Source organism: Aeromonas veronii, assembly GCF_040215105.1.
Classification (GTDB): domain Bacteria; phylum Pseudomonadota; class Gammaproteobacteria; order Enterobacterales; family Aeromonadaceae; genus Aeromonas; species Aeromonas veronii_G.
Window position 1 is genome coordinate 282,501 of record NZ_CP157875.1, and the last position, 15,674, is coordinate 298,174.

General features: G+C 60.5%; 9 protein-coding genes, 1 tRNA gene and 2 rRNA genes (1 of these 12 only partly in view). 8 read left to right on the forward strand and 4 right to left on the reverse strand.

Features of this window, described 5'->3' with window-relative positions; translation table 11 throughout:
* The 3 genes from ABNP46_RS01390 to ABNP46_RS01400 all read left to right on the forward strand — a co-directional run.
* A 23S ribosomal RNA gene (locus ABNP46_RS01390) occupies window positions 1-1,981 on the forward strand; it begins 908 nt to the left of the window's first position.
* Window positions 1,982-2,100: 119 nt separating this feature from the next.
* Window positions 2,101-2,215, forward strand: a 5S ribosomal RNA gene (rrf, locus tag ABNP46_RS01395).
* Between the two features lie 94 nt (window positions 2,216-2,309).
* A tRNA-Asp gene (locus ABNP46_RS01400) sits at window positions 2,310-2,386 on the forward strand.
* A 1,234-nt stretch (window positions 2,387-3,620) separates the two neighbouring features.
* On the opposite strand, the gene ABNP46_RS01405 is transcribed toward ABNP46_RS01400, so the two are convergent.
* The 4 genes from ABNP46_RS01405 to ABNP46_RS01420 all read right to left on the reverse strand — a co-directional run bounded on the left by ABNP46_RS01405 (window position 3,621) and on the right by ABNP46_RS01420 (window position 7,762).
* Window positions 3,621-4,607 carry a helix-turn-helix transcriptional regulator gene (locus tag ABNP46_RS01405; RefSeq protein WP_349920654.1) on the reverse strand — a complete coding sequence of 329 codons (987 nt, stop codon included), beginning with the start codon at window positions 4,605-4,607 and terminating at the stop codon, window positions 3,621-3,623.
* A gap of 319 nt (window positions 4,608-4,926) precedes the next feature.
* The gene (locus ABNP46_RS01410) at window positions 4,927-5,313 is read right to left on the reverse strand and encodes a SirB2 family protein (protein WP_349920655.1); all 387 of its coding nucleotides are present in this window, start codon (window positions 5,311-5,313) and stop codon (window positions 4,927-4,929) included.
* A complete protein-coding gene (gene kefC, locus ABNP46_RS01415) occupies window positions 5,310-7,166 on the reverse strand; it encodes a glutathione-regulated potassium-efflux system protein KefC (RefSeq protein WP_349920656.1) in 1,857 nt (618 codons plus the stop codon). The genes ABNP46_RS01410 and kefC overlap by 4 nt, the downstream gene beginning before the upstream one ends.
* Window positions 7,166-7,762, reverse strand: coding sequence for an NAD(P)H-dependent oxidoreductase (locus tag ABNP46_RS01420; protein ID WP_349920657.1), 597 nt, complete (start codon window positions 7,760-7,762; stop codon window positions 7,166-7,168). Before ABNP46_RS01420 ends, kefC begins: the two co-directional genes overlap by 1 nt.
* A gap of 259 nt (window positions 7,763-8,021) precedes the next feature.
* Here ABNP46_RS01420 and ABNP46_RS01425 point away from each other — a divergent pair, with 259 nt between their 5' ends.
* The 5 genes from ABNP46_RS01425 to ABNP46_RS01445 all read left to right on the forward strand — a co-directional run bounded on the left by ABNP46_RS01425 (window position 8,022) and on the right by ABNP46_RS01445 (window position 15,586).
* Window positions 8,022-8,345, forward strand: coding sequence for a hypothetical protein (locus ABNP46_RS01425; RefSeq protein WP_349920658.1), 324 nt, complete (start codon window positions 8,022-8,024; stop codon window positions 8,343-8,345).
* Window positions 8,346-8,395: 50 nt separating this feature from the next.
* On the forward strand, window positions 8,396-8,827 hold the full coding sequence (locus ABNP46_RS01430; RefSeq protein WP_349920659.1) for a DUF411 domain-containing protein: 432 nt from the start codon (window positions 8,396-8,398) through the stop codon (window positions 8,825-8,827).
* A 299-nt stretch (window positions 8,828-9,126) separates the two neighbouring features.
* Window positions 9,127-11,289 (forward strand): S9 family peptidase, encoded by a 2,163-nt coding sequence (locus tag ABNP46_RS01435; RefSeq protein ID WP_349920660.1) that lies wholly within the window; start codon window positions 9,127-9,129, stop codon window positions 11,287-11,289.
* A gap of 680 nt (window positions 11,290-11,969) precedes the next feature.
* Window positions 11,970-12,941 carry a TAXI family TRAP transporter solute-binding subunit gene (locus tag ABNP46_RS01440; RefSeq protein ID WP_349920661.1) on the forward strand — a complete coding sequence of 324 codons (972 nt, stop codon included), beginning with the start codon at window positions 11,970-11,972 and terminating at the stop codon, window positions 12,939-12,941.
* 80 nt (window positions 12,942-13,021) lie between these two features.
* Entirely contained in the window at window positions 13,022-15,586 is a 2,565-nt protein-coding gene (locus ABNP46_RS01445) for a TRAP transporter permease (RefSeq protein ID WP_349920662.1), read from the forward strand.
* Window positions 15,587-15,674: the final 88 nt, after the last annotated feature.

Genomic DNA, 15,674 nt, shown 5'->3' on the forward strand with positions numbered 1-15,674 from the left:
ACCAGTAAGTAATATCCGGGAGACACACGGCGGGTGCTAACGTCCGTCGTGAAGAGGGAAACAACCCAGACCGCCGGCTAAGGTCCCAAAGTTCTGGTTAAGTGGGAAACGATGTGGGAAGGCTCAGACAGCTAGGATGTTGGCTTAGAAGCAGCCATCATTTAAAGAAAGCGTAATAGCTCACTAGTCGAGTCGGCCTGCGCGGAAGATGTAACGGGGCTCAAACCAGGCACCGAAGCCGCGGATTCACGCTAAGCGTGAGTGGTAGGGGAGCGTTCTGTAAGTCTGCGAAGGTGTATCGAGAGGTATGCTGGAGATATCAGAAGTGCGAATGCTGACGTAAGTAACGATAAAGGGGGTGAAAAGCCTCCTCGCCGGAAGACCAAGGGTTCCTGTCCAACGTTAATCGGGGCAGGGTGAGTCGACCCCTAAGGTGAGGCCGAAAGGCGTAATCGATGGGAAGCAGGTTAATATTCCTGCACGACTTGTAATTGCGATGGGGGGACGGAGAAGGCTAGGTGGGCCAGGCGACGGTTGTCCTGGTGAAAGTGCGTAGGTGGTGTTTCTAGGCAAATCCGGAGACACAACACTGAGACACGAGACGAACGCACTACGGTGCGGAAGCCATTGATGCCCTGCTTCCAGGAAAAGCCTCTAAGCTTCAGATTACAAGTCATCGTACCCCAAACCGACACAGGTGGTCGGGTAGAGAATACCAAGGCGCTTGAGAGAACTCGGGTGAAGGAACTAGGCAAAATAGAACCGTAACTTCGGGAGAAGGTTCGCTCTTGATGGTGAAGTCCCTTGCGGATGGAGCTGTCGGGAGTCGCAGTGACCAGATGGCTGGGACTGTTTATCAAAAACACAGCACTCTGCAAACACGAAAGTGGACGTATAGGGTGTGACACCTGCCCGGTGCCGGAAGGTTAATTGATGGGGTTAGCGCAAGCGAAGCTCTTGATCGAAGCCCCGGTAAACGGCGGCCGTAACTATAACGGTCCTAAGGTAGCGAAATTCCTTGTCGGGTAAGTTCCGACCTGCACGAATGGTGTAACCATGGCCATGCTGTCTCCACCCGAGACTCAGTGAAATCGAATTCGCCGTGAAGATGCGGTGTACCCGCGGCTAGACGGAAAGACCCCGTGAACCTTTACTACAGCTTGGCACTGAACATTGAACCTACATGTGTAGGATAGGTGGGAGGCTTTGAAGCGATGACGCCAGTTGTCGTGGAGCCGTCCTTGAAATACCACCCTTGTATGTTTGATGTTCTAACGCAGGGCCCTGAATCGGGCTCGCGGACAGTGCCTGGTGGGTAGTTTGACTGGGGCGGTCTCCTCCCAAAGAGTAACGGAGGAGCACGAAGGTTGGCTAATCCTGGTCGGACATCAGGAGGTTAGTGCAATGGCATAAGCCAGCTTAACTGCGAGACGGACAGGTCGAGCAGGTACGAAAGTAGGTCATAGTGATCCGGTGGTTCTGAATGGAAGGGCCATCGCTCAACGGATAAAAGGTACTCCGGGGATAACAGGCTGATACCGCCCAAGAGTTCATATCGACGGCGGTGTTTGGCACCTCGATGTCGGCTCATCACATCCTGGGGCTGAAGTCGGTCCCAAGGGTATGGCTGTTCGCCATTTAAAGTGGTACGCGAGCTGGGTTCAGAACGTCGTGAGACAGTTCGGTCCCTATCTGCCGTGGGCGTTGGATGATTGAAGGGAGTTGCTCCTAGTACGAGAGGACCGGAGTGAACGAACCTCTGGTGTTCGGGTTGTCACGCCAGTGGCACTGCCCGGTAGCTAAGTTCGGAATCGATAACCGCTGAAAGCATCTAAGCGGGAAGCGAGCCCTGAGATGAGTCATCCCTGACCCCTTGAGGGTCCTAAAGGGCCGTTGGAGACCACAACGTTGATAGGTGGGGTGTGTAAGCGCGGCGACGTGTTGAGCTAACCCATACTAATTACCCGTGAGGCTTAACCATACAACACCCAAGAAGTGTTCTGGGCCTTGTAGCAAGTGCATGAACTACTCAAATTCAGTGATAGCGACGAGCCAAGAGCGACATCGTTATTCACGTCAGCTTTCTAGATTAAGAATTTGCCTGGCGGCCATAGCGCCGTGGAACCACCTGATCCCATGCCGAACTCAGAAGTGAAACGCGGTAGCGCCGATGGTAGTGTGGCATTCGCCATGCGAGAGTAGGACACTGCCAGGCACCCAATTAAACAGTTGTGCACACATTGCGCGATTGGCTGCGAGGATGACACCTCATGAAGCGGCAAAAGATTTAGCGAAAGCTAACCGAATGCGGAGCGGTAGTTCAGTCGGTTAGAATACCGGCCTGTCACGCCGGGGGTCGCGGGTTCGAGTCCCGTCCGCTCCGCCACTAACAAGAAGCCCAGTCTAATGACTGGGCTTTTTTTCGTTTATGCGTTTTCGACTTCATGCTCACCTGGGCGAGTCTTCGCTCCCTGCCTGGCGAACCTCCATGTCTTGCATATCTCACCGCAGATGGCTGATTGCACCCCAGGATCGCTCAGTAGAACACGCAGAGCAGTCGTGAGGCATCGGGCTGATCGAGGGCACTCGCGCTCTCAAACGCTTCAAGCACCCCTTTCATGTTTCTGGAGGCCAGGGGTTACCCCGATCAGGGAAAGCGACTGGAGAGGGGCTGGCACTCATATGATTGGCTCTGGTTGTTGCTCAGCCAGGTAAAGGGTATGAAGCGGAGAAGGACCCCCTTTCCAGGAATACTTTAATTCCAGGAATACCTTAAAAAGAAAAGGGGACGGCAGTTGCCGTCCCCTCAAGTCATCTCGTCCAGTCCCTGAACTGCCATGCTCCCTGCAATCCTTGACTCTATCCTTTCCTTTGGAATTTCCCCTTCCCATTCCGTTGGGGTGTCCTGTGGCCATCCTAGCCTGGCAATCGCTCCTGATTGCTTCACCCTCTCCATCCTGGAGGTGTCCATTACCGCATCCAGCGGTGTTCCTTGTGTCTTCCTGACAGATAATCATCCCGATTATCTCGCTTCATCCTGAAGCCATTCCTGTCGCCTCCGGCGAGTGTCCTGTCATCCTGAAGAGCGGCTGTCCTGCTGCTCTGCCTCATCCCGAGGTGTCCAACACCGCATCCTGCGGTTGTCCTGTCATTCCTTGTGATAACCGTCCGGGTTATCGGCCTCATCCTGAGGAGTCCTGCCACATCCTGCGGCTTGTCCTATTTATGCGCTGTTTCTGCATCCTGCCGAGTCAGCGCCGTCCTTGTGAGACCCATATTAAGGTAACCATGGGGGGGAACAAGGCATGAAACCCCTTCAAGCTGGGCATTCTGCCGGATGTTTTTTAGACTGACGATGGAAATTATCTTTAATATCATATGGTTATTTTGTTTCCATGGAAAGCATTATGCACTCGGGATGGCTTCGCGTACGGCTCAACACTGTGGGGTCTTACAGGGGGAATGGCGGATCTCTCACAAGGAGAAATTGGCAGGAAAACGATGGTACAAGAGATTCAATGAGGGGTGTAAACGTTCAAATTTTATTGAATGAATATGCTGATAAATCAACCAAAAGCCGGGATATCTCCCGGCTTTTGGTGTTTGACGATGTTATCCGATCAGCTGACCCGGGTGGTGGGAGCCGGATATGCCTTGCGCAGTGACTCGGGCGCCAGCACTTCCAGATTGCCGCTCATGTTGTTCAGCCAGGAGCGGAACTCGGGGGTGTCCTGCACCTCGGTCTCCACTACCACGCTACGCTTGTCGTAGCGGGTCATGCGCGGGTTGTGTCCCGGGATCTGGCCATCGATCAGGGTAGGGCAGTTGGCATCGATGCGGCCGACGAAGCGGATGGGGCCGCTGACGTCCTGGTAGCCCTGGTCGCGGATCAGCTTCTGGATGTTGAACTCCTTGGGCTGGGTCGCGCTGAAGTTGGTCAGCTCCACGTTCTTGATGTGATCGAACGGGATGCCGTAGACCTTGGGGTCCAGCTCGGACAGGGTACAGAGCAGCACGGGGCCATCGGCCTGATTCAGGATGCCGAGCGGGTTGATGCGGTCATAGCAGAGCCACACGGTGCGCTCCTTGATGACGCGCTGGATCTCGGCGCTGAACTTGCGGCCACGCCACAGGGCGTCGCGGATCAAGGTGCTGCGACGGATCTCCGGGTTGCCGGCGAAGGGGCGCGGAGACTGATGCACGCTCTCGAGCCAGCGCTCAGCCAGTTCACTCTGACTGTCGCGGATCACCTGGCCAGCCTTGTCGACCAGGGGGTTCAATTCGGTCAGCACGCTCGCTGGCAACAGCTGGCTCGCCTGGTCGCTCCAGGTTTTCAGGGCCACAGCCAGGGAGAGCGGCATGATATTGGCGAAGTCGTTCAGACCGTGGCGCTCGAAGCACCAGCCATGGGGTTTGCTGCGTTCATCGGAGGTGAGGTCGAACAGTCCCATGCCGGACATTTCTTCCAGGTCCCGTTGCACGGTACGCAGACTGACGTGTATGCCTTCCTCTTCCAGTTTTACCTGAAGTTGGCTGGCGGTCAGCTTGTAAGGGCGGTGCGGGATGCAACGCGCCAAGGTCAGTTGTCGTAACAGCTTCTTACTCATGGTGCTTGCCTTCACTGGTTTAGCGTTGAGTTTATCCTAGCCAGCACTTGCGACAATATATGTCGCAAGTTTTGCTGCGACAACTGTCGCCATTTTCATACATGCGTGGCTAACTTATTGATGGAGATAATAAAATACGCCAATGAAGGCTCCTTATGAAGCCTTTTTTGGTTGAAAAAATGACAGTGGCGACAGCGGATTATCCGTGATTGGGATGGGATATGAGGTTTGCAGGGACGGGATCGTCAGGGTGCAGTGGTCGGGGAGAGGTTGTGAAATGGAGGGTGAGAGCCGTGCTCTCACCCTCCTGCTGCGGGGATCAGAGCAGCCAGGACCAGGGGGACTTGGTCATGGCGGCGCCGACCATGTAGCCAAACACGGCGAGGGCGGCGATGCCGGCTACCAGCTTCTGGCTGCGGGCGGGACGCTTGAGGGCCATGACGCCAAGGCCGATGTAGAGCACCAGGGCAACGAGCTTGGCCATCAGCCAGGGCTGCTGGCCCGGGCTCATCTGCAGGGTCACGGCCAGCAGCACGCCAAGTACCAGCAGAAGGGTGTCGTTGAGGTGGGGCAGGATCTTCAGCCACTTCTGCTGCAGGCGGGCGCTGCCACCCAGGGCCAGCAGCCAGCGATAGAGGAACAGCAGCACGCTGACCAGCGCCAGTGTCATGTGCAGGTGTTTGAGCAGGGGGTAATAGGCAATCATATTGCTTCCTTGTCGTTGTCGTGCAGACCGCTGTTCCAGTTGTGGGCGTGGGTACGCTCCTGTCCCTCCTGATCGTCTTGCAGCAGATCGGAGAGGATCTCCCGGTATTGCAGGCTCTTGTTGATATAGGTGTGTTCGTCATCCAGATAGTTGACCTGCTCGCGCAGCAGGCGGTTGTCATACCGCTTGAACATCTGGCCGGCGCGCCAGGCCTGGTTGGCCCTGAAACCGAGCTGGGTGAGGGCCTCGACCCCCAGATCCACCGCCGATCCCAGGGTTTCCCGGTGCACGCTCTCGACCCCGAGGCGCAGGATCTCGTGGGCCGTCGGTCTGTCCTGGGCACGCGCCAGTATCTTAAGGTGCGGGAAGTGTTTCTTCACCATCTCGATCACCGTGAGGGAGGTGGCGGGATCATTGATGGAGAGCACCAGCAGCTTGGCCTTGTGGGCCCCTGCGGCATGCAGCAGATCGAGTCGACTGGCATCCCCATAAAACACCTGGTAACCGTACTTTCGTAGCATCTCTATCTGGCTGGCGTCCTGTTCAAGGATGGTCGTACCAATGCCATGGCCGTGCAGCAGACGACCCACTATCTGACCGAAACGGCCGAAGCCGGCGATGATGACGGGATGCTCCACCAGCTCGGGTTGCTCGTGCTTGGGCAGATCCTCCCGGTTGCGGTAATCGAACCAGGGCTGGATCACCTTGTCGTTGAGGATCAAGAGCAGCGGGGTCAGCGCCATGGAGAGGGCCACCACCAGGGTCAGCAAGGAGATGGTGCTGCCCGGCAGCACCTTGTTCTGGGCGGCGAAGGAGAACAGCACGAAGGCGAACTCCCCCCCCTGAGCCAGCGCCAGGGCGAAGGTCCAGCGCTGGCTGGGGGAGACCCGCAGGATCAGGGCCAGCACCATCAGTACCAACCACTTCAAGACCATCAGGCCGACCACCAGGGTCGGGATCAGCAGGGGATGCTGGGCGAACAGGCTGAAATCGATGCCAGCCCCCACGGACATGAAGAAGAGGCCGAGCAGCAACCCCTTGAACGGTTCGATGTCCGCTTCCAGCTCGTGGCGATACTCGCTGTCCGCCAGCACCACGCCGGCCAGGAAGGAGCCGAGGGCGGGGGAGAGCCCCACCGACTCCATCAGCACGGCGATGGCAATGACCAGCAGCAGGGCCGCGGCGACGAAGATCTCCCGCATGTGGGACTGGGCGATGGCGCGGAACACCGGTCGCATCAGGTAATGGCCGCCGAGCACTATGCCGGCGATAGCGGCCACCACCAGCAGGCCGTGCTGCCAGCCCGCGAGATCGGAGTTGCCGTTGCTGACCACGGGGGCGATGGCCAGCAGGGGCAGCACCGCCAGAATGGGGATCACGGCGATGTCCTGGAACAGCAGCACGGCGAAGGCGGATCGCCCGCTCTCGCTCTGCATCAGTTTGCGCTCCTGCAGGCTCTGCAAGACGATGGCGGTGGAGGAGAGCGCCAGGATGAGGCCGATGGCCAGCCCCTGTTGCCAGGGCAGCCCGATGAGGGTGGCGACTCCGGTGAGGGCCGCCGTGGTGAGCAATACCTGCAGGCCGCCGGTGCCGAGGATGGGGCCCTTCAGTTGCCACAAGAGAGCGGGGCGCAGCTCCAGACCGACCAGGAACAGCATCAGCACCACCCCGAACTCGGCGAAGTGCATCACGTCTTTCTGTTCTCCCACCAGGCCCAGCAGGAAGGGGCCGATGATGATGCCGGCCAGCAGATAACCGAGCACGGAGCCCAGCCCCCAGCGCTTGGCGAGGGGGACCGCAATCACCGCGGCGCAGAGATAGATCAGGGCATCGAGCAGAATTCCGTGTCCCATCACAGCACCTCCAGCAGATCGCGCAGATAGGGGCTTGCACCCAGCTGGGCCGGGGTCAGCTGCTCATCGCGCAGGGCGCAGATCAACTGACGGTAATCCTGGCCGCAGCGGCGCAGGGCCTCGGGATCCTTCAGCTTGTGGAAGGAGTGCAACACGAAGGGGGGCAGCCAGGCCATGCCGCACAACTGGGCCGTCTGCTGGAAGGGCAACAGGAAGTCGAGCAAGGGCCGCTGGTTGTAACCCGCGCTGCAATAAGACTCGGGCGCTCCCCCGGTGGTGATGGCGGAGAGCCACTGCTTGCCCGCCAGGGCATGGGCTTCCGGACCGTAGGCATAGCCATACTCCAGCACCAGATCCATCCACTCCTTCATGATGGCGGGGCAGGAGTACCAGTAGAAGGGGTGCTGGAAGACGATGAGATCGTGCTCCGCCAGCAACGCCTGCTCGCGTTTCACGTCGAGATACATGTCCGGGTACTGCTGATAGAGGTCGTGCAGGGTGACCCCTTCCAGGCCGTCGATGGCCTGCAACAGTTGCCGGTTGGCCCGGGAGCTCTGCAGCGCCGGGTGTGAAAAGATAACCAGAATGCGTTTCATGGGGTCATAACCTGAGCGGGATTCGTGTCTGCGAATAAGATGCATCGAGTGGCGACGTTAGCAAGAAGCGTCCCGAGTCGCCAGTGGCGGGCGCGAAGGCCGTGGTAGTCCGCGTCTCTTTTGGCACTGCCTAATCAGGGGAAGTGTGCCACGGCCCCCGGGCTATCTCATCCTCTTTTGATCTCCCTCAGGTGGCAGGCTTGACCCTCCCCCAGGGCCCGGGGTTACCATAGGCCTCCTTTGATTGCTGAGTCATCTCATGGTTTTGACCCGTCGCCAACTCGCTCACGCCCGTCGCTGGCTCCCCCTGTGGAGTCTGCTGCTGGTGTTGATGTCGTTTGGCAGCCGGGCGGCGACCGACCTCTGTACCCTGACGCCCCACTGCAGCCAGAGCGAGCGCACCCTGGAGAAAGCCATGCCCTGTGGCAGCTTCACCTCGGCCCTCGCCATGACGGTGCTGACCGGCGACAGCCTGACGGTGGCCATGCTGGAACCTGACTCCCCGGATTTCCTCTCCCCCTCTCTCTATGTGCCGGACGCCCCCAGGGCGCGGCTGGAGCGTCCCCCACGCACCCTCGGTTGAGTCGATTTGTCCCCTGTTCATTGGGTATTTCTTCTTATCTGAGGTGAGTTATGTACAAGTCCCTGTTACTGGCCCTGCTGGCCGGTACCGTCAGTTTCTCTGCCCTGGCAACGGAGCAGATGACAGTCTACAAATCCAAGTACTGCGGCTGCTGCAAGAGCTGGGTCAAGCACATGGAAGAGAACGGCTTTGAGGTCAAGGTCGTGGAAACCGAGCAGCTGGATCCCGTCAAGCAGCAGCATGGCATCACCCCGCAGCTGGCTTCCTGCCATACCGGGGTGGTGAATGGCTATGTGGTCGAGGGGCATGTGCCCGCCGCCGACGTGCAGAAGATGCTCAAGGAGAAACCGGCGATCCGCGGCCTGACCATTCCGGGCATGCCCCAGAGTGCGCCGGGCATGGATATCCCCGGTCAGCCCTACCAGGTGCTGAGCATCAGCGAGGAGGGCGCGACCAAGGTCTGGTCGAGCTATCCTGGCTGACGAACACTGGTCATGAGCCGGCACTACTCCATCATGTGAGGCACACCTGAGCGAATCCGTGTCGCTCATGGCCAGAGAAGGAGGGTCACCATCGCGAGAGGGTGACCCTTTTTCGTTGTTTTGGGGGGAATAAAGGGGGATCACTTGCAACCCGGGGCGACAAGGGGCAGATTGATCGCCAAATTATTCCTACAGGATCCGGGTTACCGCCTGTGCGGTGCCCATGCCAGCCTACGGGCCTCACGCCGTGGCGCCTGGCCCGGGTTTTCCCCATCCTGTCCGTGCGCAAAGGATGCGAGATGTTCAACGTTTCCCGAGGGTTGCTGCTGCTGGCTTGCCTGGCCGCCGCCCCCTTCACCCATGCCAATGAAGAGTCCGCCATGCCCGATTCCACCGTTCAGTCCACCCCTCTCCCACCCGTGGCTGCCAAGCATCCCCACTCACTGAAGAAACACGGGGAGGAGCGGATCGACAACTACTATTGGCTGCGGGACGACGAACGCCAGAAGCCCGAGGTGCTGGATTACCTCAAGGCCGAGAATGCCTACATGGAGGCGATGCTCAAGCCGACCCTGCCCCTGCGTGAGAAACTCTACAAGGAGATGGTCGCCCGCATTCCCCAGCAGGATGAGTCGGTGCCCTATGTGAAGAACGGCTACCGCTACCAGATCCGCTACGAGCCGGGCAAGGAGTACGGCATCTATTCCCGCACGCCGGTAGGAGAGAAAGGGCAGCCTGAACCCAAGGCCAGTTTGCTGCTGGACAGCAATTTGCGGGCCGAGGGGCACGAGTTCTATGCCCTGGGCGCGCTGGAGGTGAGTCGCAACAACCGCTGGCTGGCGGTGGCGGAAGATTTCCTCTCCCGTCGCCAATACCAGGTGCAGTTCCTGGATCTGGAGAGCGGCCAGTGGGCGACGGACAAGCTGGAGAACACCTCCGGCAACCTGGTGTGGGCCAACGACAGCAAGACGGTGTTCTATGTGCGCAAGCACCCCCAGACCCTGCTGCCCTATCAGGTCTATCGCCACGAGCTCGGCACGGATCCTGCCAAGGATCAGCTGGTGTACGAGGAGAAGGACGACAGCTTCTACGTCAGCCTCTACGCCACCACCTCGGAAGACTTCATCGTCATCGCGCTTTCCAGCACCACCACCGGGGAGGCGCGCCTCATCGATGCCAACACCCCGAGCCAGAAGCCGCGCCTGTTCCTGCCGCGCCAGGTGGATCACGAATACAGCCTGGATCACTACCGTGGCCGCTTCTACGTGCGCTCCAACAAGGACGGCAAGAACTTCGGCCTCTACGAGACCAAGGAGAGCCCGGTGGATCGCTGGAAGGCGGTGATCGCCCCGAACCCGGACGTGCTGCTGGAGAGCTATGCCCTGTTCAAGGACTGGCTGGTGCTGGAAGAGCGCAGCCAGGGGCTGACCCGGCTGCGCCAGGTGAACTGGCAGAGTGGCGAGCAAAAAGAGATCGCCTTCGATGATCCGGCCTATGTGACCTGGCTTGGCTACAACCCCGAGCCCGACACCAGCGCCCTGCGCTACGGCTACTCCTCCATGACCACGCCGTCCTCCACCTATGAGCTCAACCTCGACAGCGGCAAGCGCACCCTGCTCAAGCAGCAGGCGGTGGCGGGCTTCAAGGCCGAGAAATATGCCAGCGAGCGGCTCTGGATCGACGCCCGTGACGGGGTCAAGGTGCCGGTCTCCCTGGTCTATCGCAAGGATCTGTTCAAGAAGACGGGACAGAACCCGCTGCTGGTCTACGGCTATGGTTCCTACGGCGCCAGCATGGATCCGGACTTCAGCACCGCCCGTCTGAGTCTGCTGGACAGGGGCTTCGTCTACGCCATCGCCCATATTCGGGGGGGCGAGGAGCTGGGCCGCGGCTGGTATGAAGACGGCAAGCTGCTCAAGAAGCAGAACAGCTTCCACGACTTCATCGATGTGACCCAGGCCCTGGTGGCCCAGGGTTACGGCGCCAGGGATCAGGTCTATGCCATGGGGGGCAGTGCCGGCGGCCTGCTGATGGGGGCCGTCATCAACCAGGCGCCCGAGCTCTATCGCGGCGTGGTCGCCCAGGTGCCCTTCGTGGACGTGGTGACCACCATGCTGGACGAGTCCATCCCCCTCACCACCGGCGAGTACGACGAGTGGGGCAACCCGAACCAGAAGCGCTACTACGACTACATGCTGGCCTACAGCCCCTACGATCAGGTCAAGGCCCAGGCCTACCCGAACCTGCTGGTCACCACCGGCCTGCACGACTCCCAGGTGCAGTACTGGGAGCCAGCCAAGTGGGTCGCCAAATTGCGGGAGCTGAAGACGGACGACAACCTGCTGCTGCTGAGCACCGACATGGACGCCGGTCACGGCGGCAAATCGGGTCGCTTCAAGGCTTATGAAGACATTGCATTGGAGTTCGCGTTTATTCTGGATCTGGCCAAGCCCAAAGCATAAACATCTGGGCGTGATCCTCCGACGATCCCGGCCCGGCCGCCAGCGACCCTGGTGAGCCGGGCCTTGTCATCTGGGGCCCGGCTGCGCGGAAAGGTCCCACATGGGGGCGTGGGACCGATCCGGGCGGGTGGGGATGATGCGCGGATGTTAACGCGACGGGATGGGGAGCCCGCTGGCGGCAACCCGGTTGCGATATGATGTTCTGCTGTAAAGATCATTCTAAACGTTGTTTTTATTCCGTCATTTCATTCATGGTCAGCATAACTGACTTACCTCTCGCCCCTTGTCCTTAAAGGGCTGCAAAGGAATCTTCTTTCCGCCATCGACCTTCCGACCCACCGACAGCGTGAATGGATCCCTCAGCAAAAAATTGATGATCCGCTTCAAATTTCTCGCTATTTTAATCCGCCATTTTGCTGTTTTGTTTGATTAATGTTGGCGCCCTGTGCTTAATCGAGTGGTTACAACTTTTGATCCGACCCTCGTCTGGTCGAATCACCCTCGATCGGCATGATGCTGATTATCTCACCACAGGACGATGGTGGCTTTGGGAAGGGCATCCGTTTTCGCCCGACCCCTTCCTCGTATGAGGTCATATAGACAGGCCCGGCCTTGATGCGGGCCTGACTCATATTCACCCGGGAATCGGGTGAGATAAATCGATGAAAAGGAAGAACAACATGAAAGGATTATCCTTGGCGTGCGCCTTGTCTGCTGCCCTGGTCGGGGCCTCATTCGGTGGCCAGGTACAGGCCGCCGAGCGGTTCGTGACCATCGGCACCGGCGGTCAGACCGGTGTCTACTATGTGGCGGGTCAGTCCATCTGCCGCTTCCTCAATCGTGGCGCCGCCGATCATCAGATCAAGTGCAACGCTCCGGCCAGTGGCGGTGGCGTGGCCAACGTCAACGGCATCCGCAGCGGTGAGTTCAACTTCGGCATCATGCAGTCCGACCACCAGTACAAGGCGATGAAGGGGCTGGCACCCTTCCAGGCCGAAGGTGCCATGGAGGACATTCGCGCCGTCTTCTCCCTGCAGAGCGAAGTCTTCACCATCCTAGCCCGTCAGGATGCCAAGATCACCGGTTTCGACGATCTGAAGGGCAAACGCGTCAACATCGGCAACCCGGGCTCCGGCCAGCGGGATACCTTCGAAGAGATCATGGCGGTGAAGGGCTGGGACAAGTCCGCCTTCAGCCTGGTCTCCGAGCTGAAACCGGCGGAGCAGGCTTCCGCCCTGGGTGACAACAACATTGATGCCATGAGCTACTTCGTGGGCCACCCGAACGGTGCCATCCAGGAAGCCTCCACCACCACGGCCACCGTGCTGGTGCCGGTGACCGGCCCGGAGATCGACAAGCTGCTGGCGGAGAAGAGCTACTACACCAAGGCCGAGATCCCCGGTGGCCTCTACAAGGGCAGCCCGAACCCGACCCCGTCCATCGGTGGCAAGGCGGTGCTCTCCACCAGCGCCAAGGCGGATCCGGAAGTGGTCTACCAGTTGGTGAAATCGGTGTTCGACAACCTGGATCGCTTCAAGCGTCTGCACCCGGCCTTCGCCGATCTGAAGGAAGCCGACATGATCAAGGTGGGCCTCTCCGCTCCCCTGCATGAAGGCGCCGCGCGCTACTACAAGGAGCGTGGCTGGCTGTAACGGCCCCGGTGTCTCATCCCCCCAGACTCGCCCCGCCCGGGGCGAGTCTTGCTTATAAGCGGTAGCAACAGAGTCACACTATGCAACAAGCACAACAACAAGAGGCGCTGTCGGCCGAAGAGCTGATCGCCCAGGATGTGGGAGCCCGCCTGCCGATCGGTGCCATGGGCGCCACCATCGCCGGCCTCGCCCTGCTCTGGTCCCTGTTCCAGCTGTGGATCGCCTCCCCCTTGCCCTTTACCCTGGGCTTCGGTGTGTTCAACGACACCGAGACCCGTTCCATCCATCTGGCCTTCGCCATTCTGCTCGCCTATCTGGTCTTCCCGGCCCTGCGCACGTCGCCGCGAGACAGGGTGCCACTGGCGGACATCGCCCTCGGCCTCATCGGTGCCGCCGCAGCCGGTTACCTCTTCATCATGTATGCCGAGCTGGCCCAGCGCCCCGGCAACCTGACCACCATGGACTTCGTGGTCGCCTGCATCGGCGTACCGCTGCTGCTGGAAGCCGCCCGCCGTGCCCTGGGGCCGGCCCTCGCGGTCATCGCCATCGTCTTCCTGGCCTATAGCCTGGCCGGTCCCTGGATGCCGTCCCTGCTGGCACACCGCGGGGTCAGCCTGCATGCGCTGGCCAACCACCAGTGGATCACCACCGAAGGGGTGTTCGGCATCGCCCTCGGGGTCTCCACCAGCTTCGTCTTCCTGTTCGTGCTGTTCGGCGCCCTGCTGGAGCGGGCCGGTGCCGGTCACTACTTCATCCAGCTCGCCTTCAGCCTGCTCGGCCACCTGCGCGGCGGCCCGGCCAAGGCGGCCGTGGTAGCCTCGGCCCTGACCGGGGTCATCTCCGGCTCGTCCATTGCCAACGTGGTGACCACGGGCACCTTCACCATCCCCATGATGAAGCGGGTCGGCTTCTCCAAGGAGAAGGCCGGAGCGGTCGAGGTGGCCTCCTCGGTCAACGGCCAGATCATGCCCCCCGTCATGGGGGCCGCCGCCTTCCTGATGGTGGAGTATGTGGGCATCCCCTATGTGGAGATCATCAAGCACGCCTTCCTGCCGGCGGCCATCTCCTACATCGCCCTGCTCTACATCGTCCACCTGGAGGCGCTCAAGCTCGGCATGGAGCCCATCGGCAATCACCAGCCCAAGCCCTGGCTGCGTCGCCTGACCGGTTTCGCCTTCGGTGCGGCCCTCATCAGCGGCCTCTCCATGGCGGTCTACTACGGCCTCGGCTGGCTCAAGCCTGCCCTGGGTGAATACGCCCTGCCGGGGGTTGCCGTGCTGCTGGCCATCGCCTACCTGGGGCTGCTCAAGATCGCCGCCAGCAACGATCCCCTGCCTGCCGAAGATCCGGACAAGCCCCTGGACGAGCTGCCGAACACCCGCGCCGTGCTGCTCTCCGGCCTGCACTTCCTGCTGCCGGTGGTGGTGCTGGTGTGGTGCCTGATGGTGGAGCGTCTCTCCCCCGGCCTGTCAGCCTTCTGGGGTACCGTCATGCTGGTGGTGATCCTGCTGACCCAGCGGCCGCTGCTGAACTGGCTGCGTACCGACGGCAAGCACGATTACGGCAGCTTCGTCGACGGGGCCGTGGATCTGCGTGAGGGGCTGATCGCCGGCGCCCGCAACATGATCGGCATCGGCATCGCCACCGCCACCGCGGGCATCATCGTCGGGGCCGTCTCCCAGACCGGGGTCGGTCTGGTGCTGGCGGATCTGGTGGAGTTCCTCTCCATGGGCAACCTGCTGCTGATGCTGCTGCTCACCGCCGTGCTGAGCCTGATCCTCGGCATGGGTCTGCCGACCACCGCCAACTACATAGTGGTTTCCAGTTTGTTGGCGCCGGTCATCGTTACCCTGGGGCAGCAGAACGGCCTCATCGTGCCGCTCATCGCCGTGCACCTGTTCGTGTTCTACTTCGGCATCATGGCAGATGTGACCCCGCCGGTGGGGCTGGCCTCGTTCGCCGCGGCCGCCGTCTCCAAAGGGGATCCCATCAAGACCGGGGTGACGGCGTTTTACTACAGCCTGCGCACCGCAGCGCTGCCGTTCCTGTTCATCTTCAACACCGATCTGCTGCTCATCAACGTGGACTTCGCCCACGGGGTGCTGATCTTCGCAGTGGCCACCGCCGCCATGCTGATCTTCGCCGCCGCCACCCAGGGCTTCTTCCTGGTGAAGAGCCGCTGGTACGAGAACGTGCTGTTGCTGCTGGTGGCCTTCACCCTGTTCCGCCCGGGCTTCTGGATGGACATGGTGCACGACCCCTATCGCGACACCGATCCCGCCGCCCTGGTCCAGACCATGGGGCAGGTGGATGCGGAGAGCACCCTGCGCCTGCGGGTGGAAGGGGAAGATGCGGTCGGCAAGCTGCGACAGTTCACCGTGCTGCTGCCGGTACCGGACGGTGCGGGTGGCGAGGCACGCCTCGAGCATCTGGGTCTTGCCCTCTATGAGCAGGATGGCAAGGTGTTGCTGGACAACGTGGGCTTCGGCTCACCGGCCGCCGAGCTGGGGCTGGAGATCGATCAGCAGATCCTCTCCGTCAAGGCACCCACCGAGCGCTGGAACAAGGAGCTGATGTGGCTGCCCGGCTTCCTGCTGTTCGGCCTGGTGGTCTGGCTGCAACGCAGACGCAAAACAAGCCACTAAGCAAAACGGCGCCCTCGGGCGCCGTTTTCAATATGGGGTCAGCACGGTTGGCTGCGTCCACCAGATGGCACAGGGCGTGCCATTGTCG

Coding starts and splice junctions, on each gene's coding strand:
- ABNP46_RS01445 (WP_349920662.1), top strand. CDS start 13,022: ATGCAACAAGCACAACAACAAGAGGCGCTGTCGGCCGAAGAGCTGATC.
- ABNP46_RS01435 (WP_349920660.1), top strand. CDS start 9,127: ATGTTCAACGTTTCCCGAGGGTTGCTGCTGCTGGCTTGCCTGGCCGCC.
- ABNP46_RS01420 (WP_349920657.1), bottom strand. CDS start 7,762: ATGAAACGCATTCTGGTTATCTTTTCACACCCGGCGCTGCAGAGCTCC.
- ABNP46_RS01405 (WP_349920654.1), bottom strand. CDS start 4,607: ATGAGTAAGAAGCTGTTACGACAACTGACCTTGGCGCGTTGCATCCCG.
- ABNP46_RS01440 (WP_349920661.1), top strand. CDS start 11,970: ATGAAAGGATTATCCTTGGCGTGCGCCTTGTCTGCTGCCCTGGTCGGG.
- ABNP46_RS01425 (WP_349920658.1), top strand. CDS start 8,022: ATGGTTTTGACCCGTCGCCAACTCGCTCACGCCCGTCGCTGGCTCCCC.
- ABNP46_RS01410 (WP_349920655.1), bottom strand. CDS start 5,313: ATGATTGCCTATTACCCCCTGCTCAAACACCTGCACATGACACTGGCG.
- kefC (WP_349920656.1), bottom strand. CDS start 7,166: ATGGGACACGGAATTCTGCTCGATGCCCTGATCTATCTCTGCGCCGCG.
- ABNP46_RS01430 (WP_349920659.1), top strand. CDS start 8,396: ATGTACAAGTCCCTGTTACTGGCCCTGCTGGCCGGTACCGTCAGTTTC.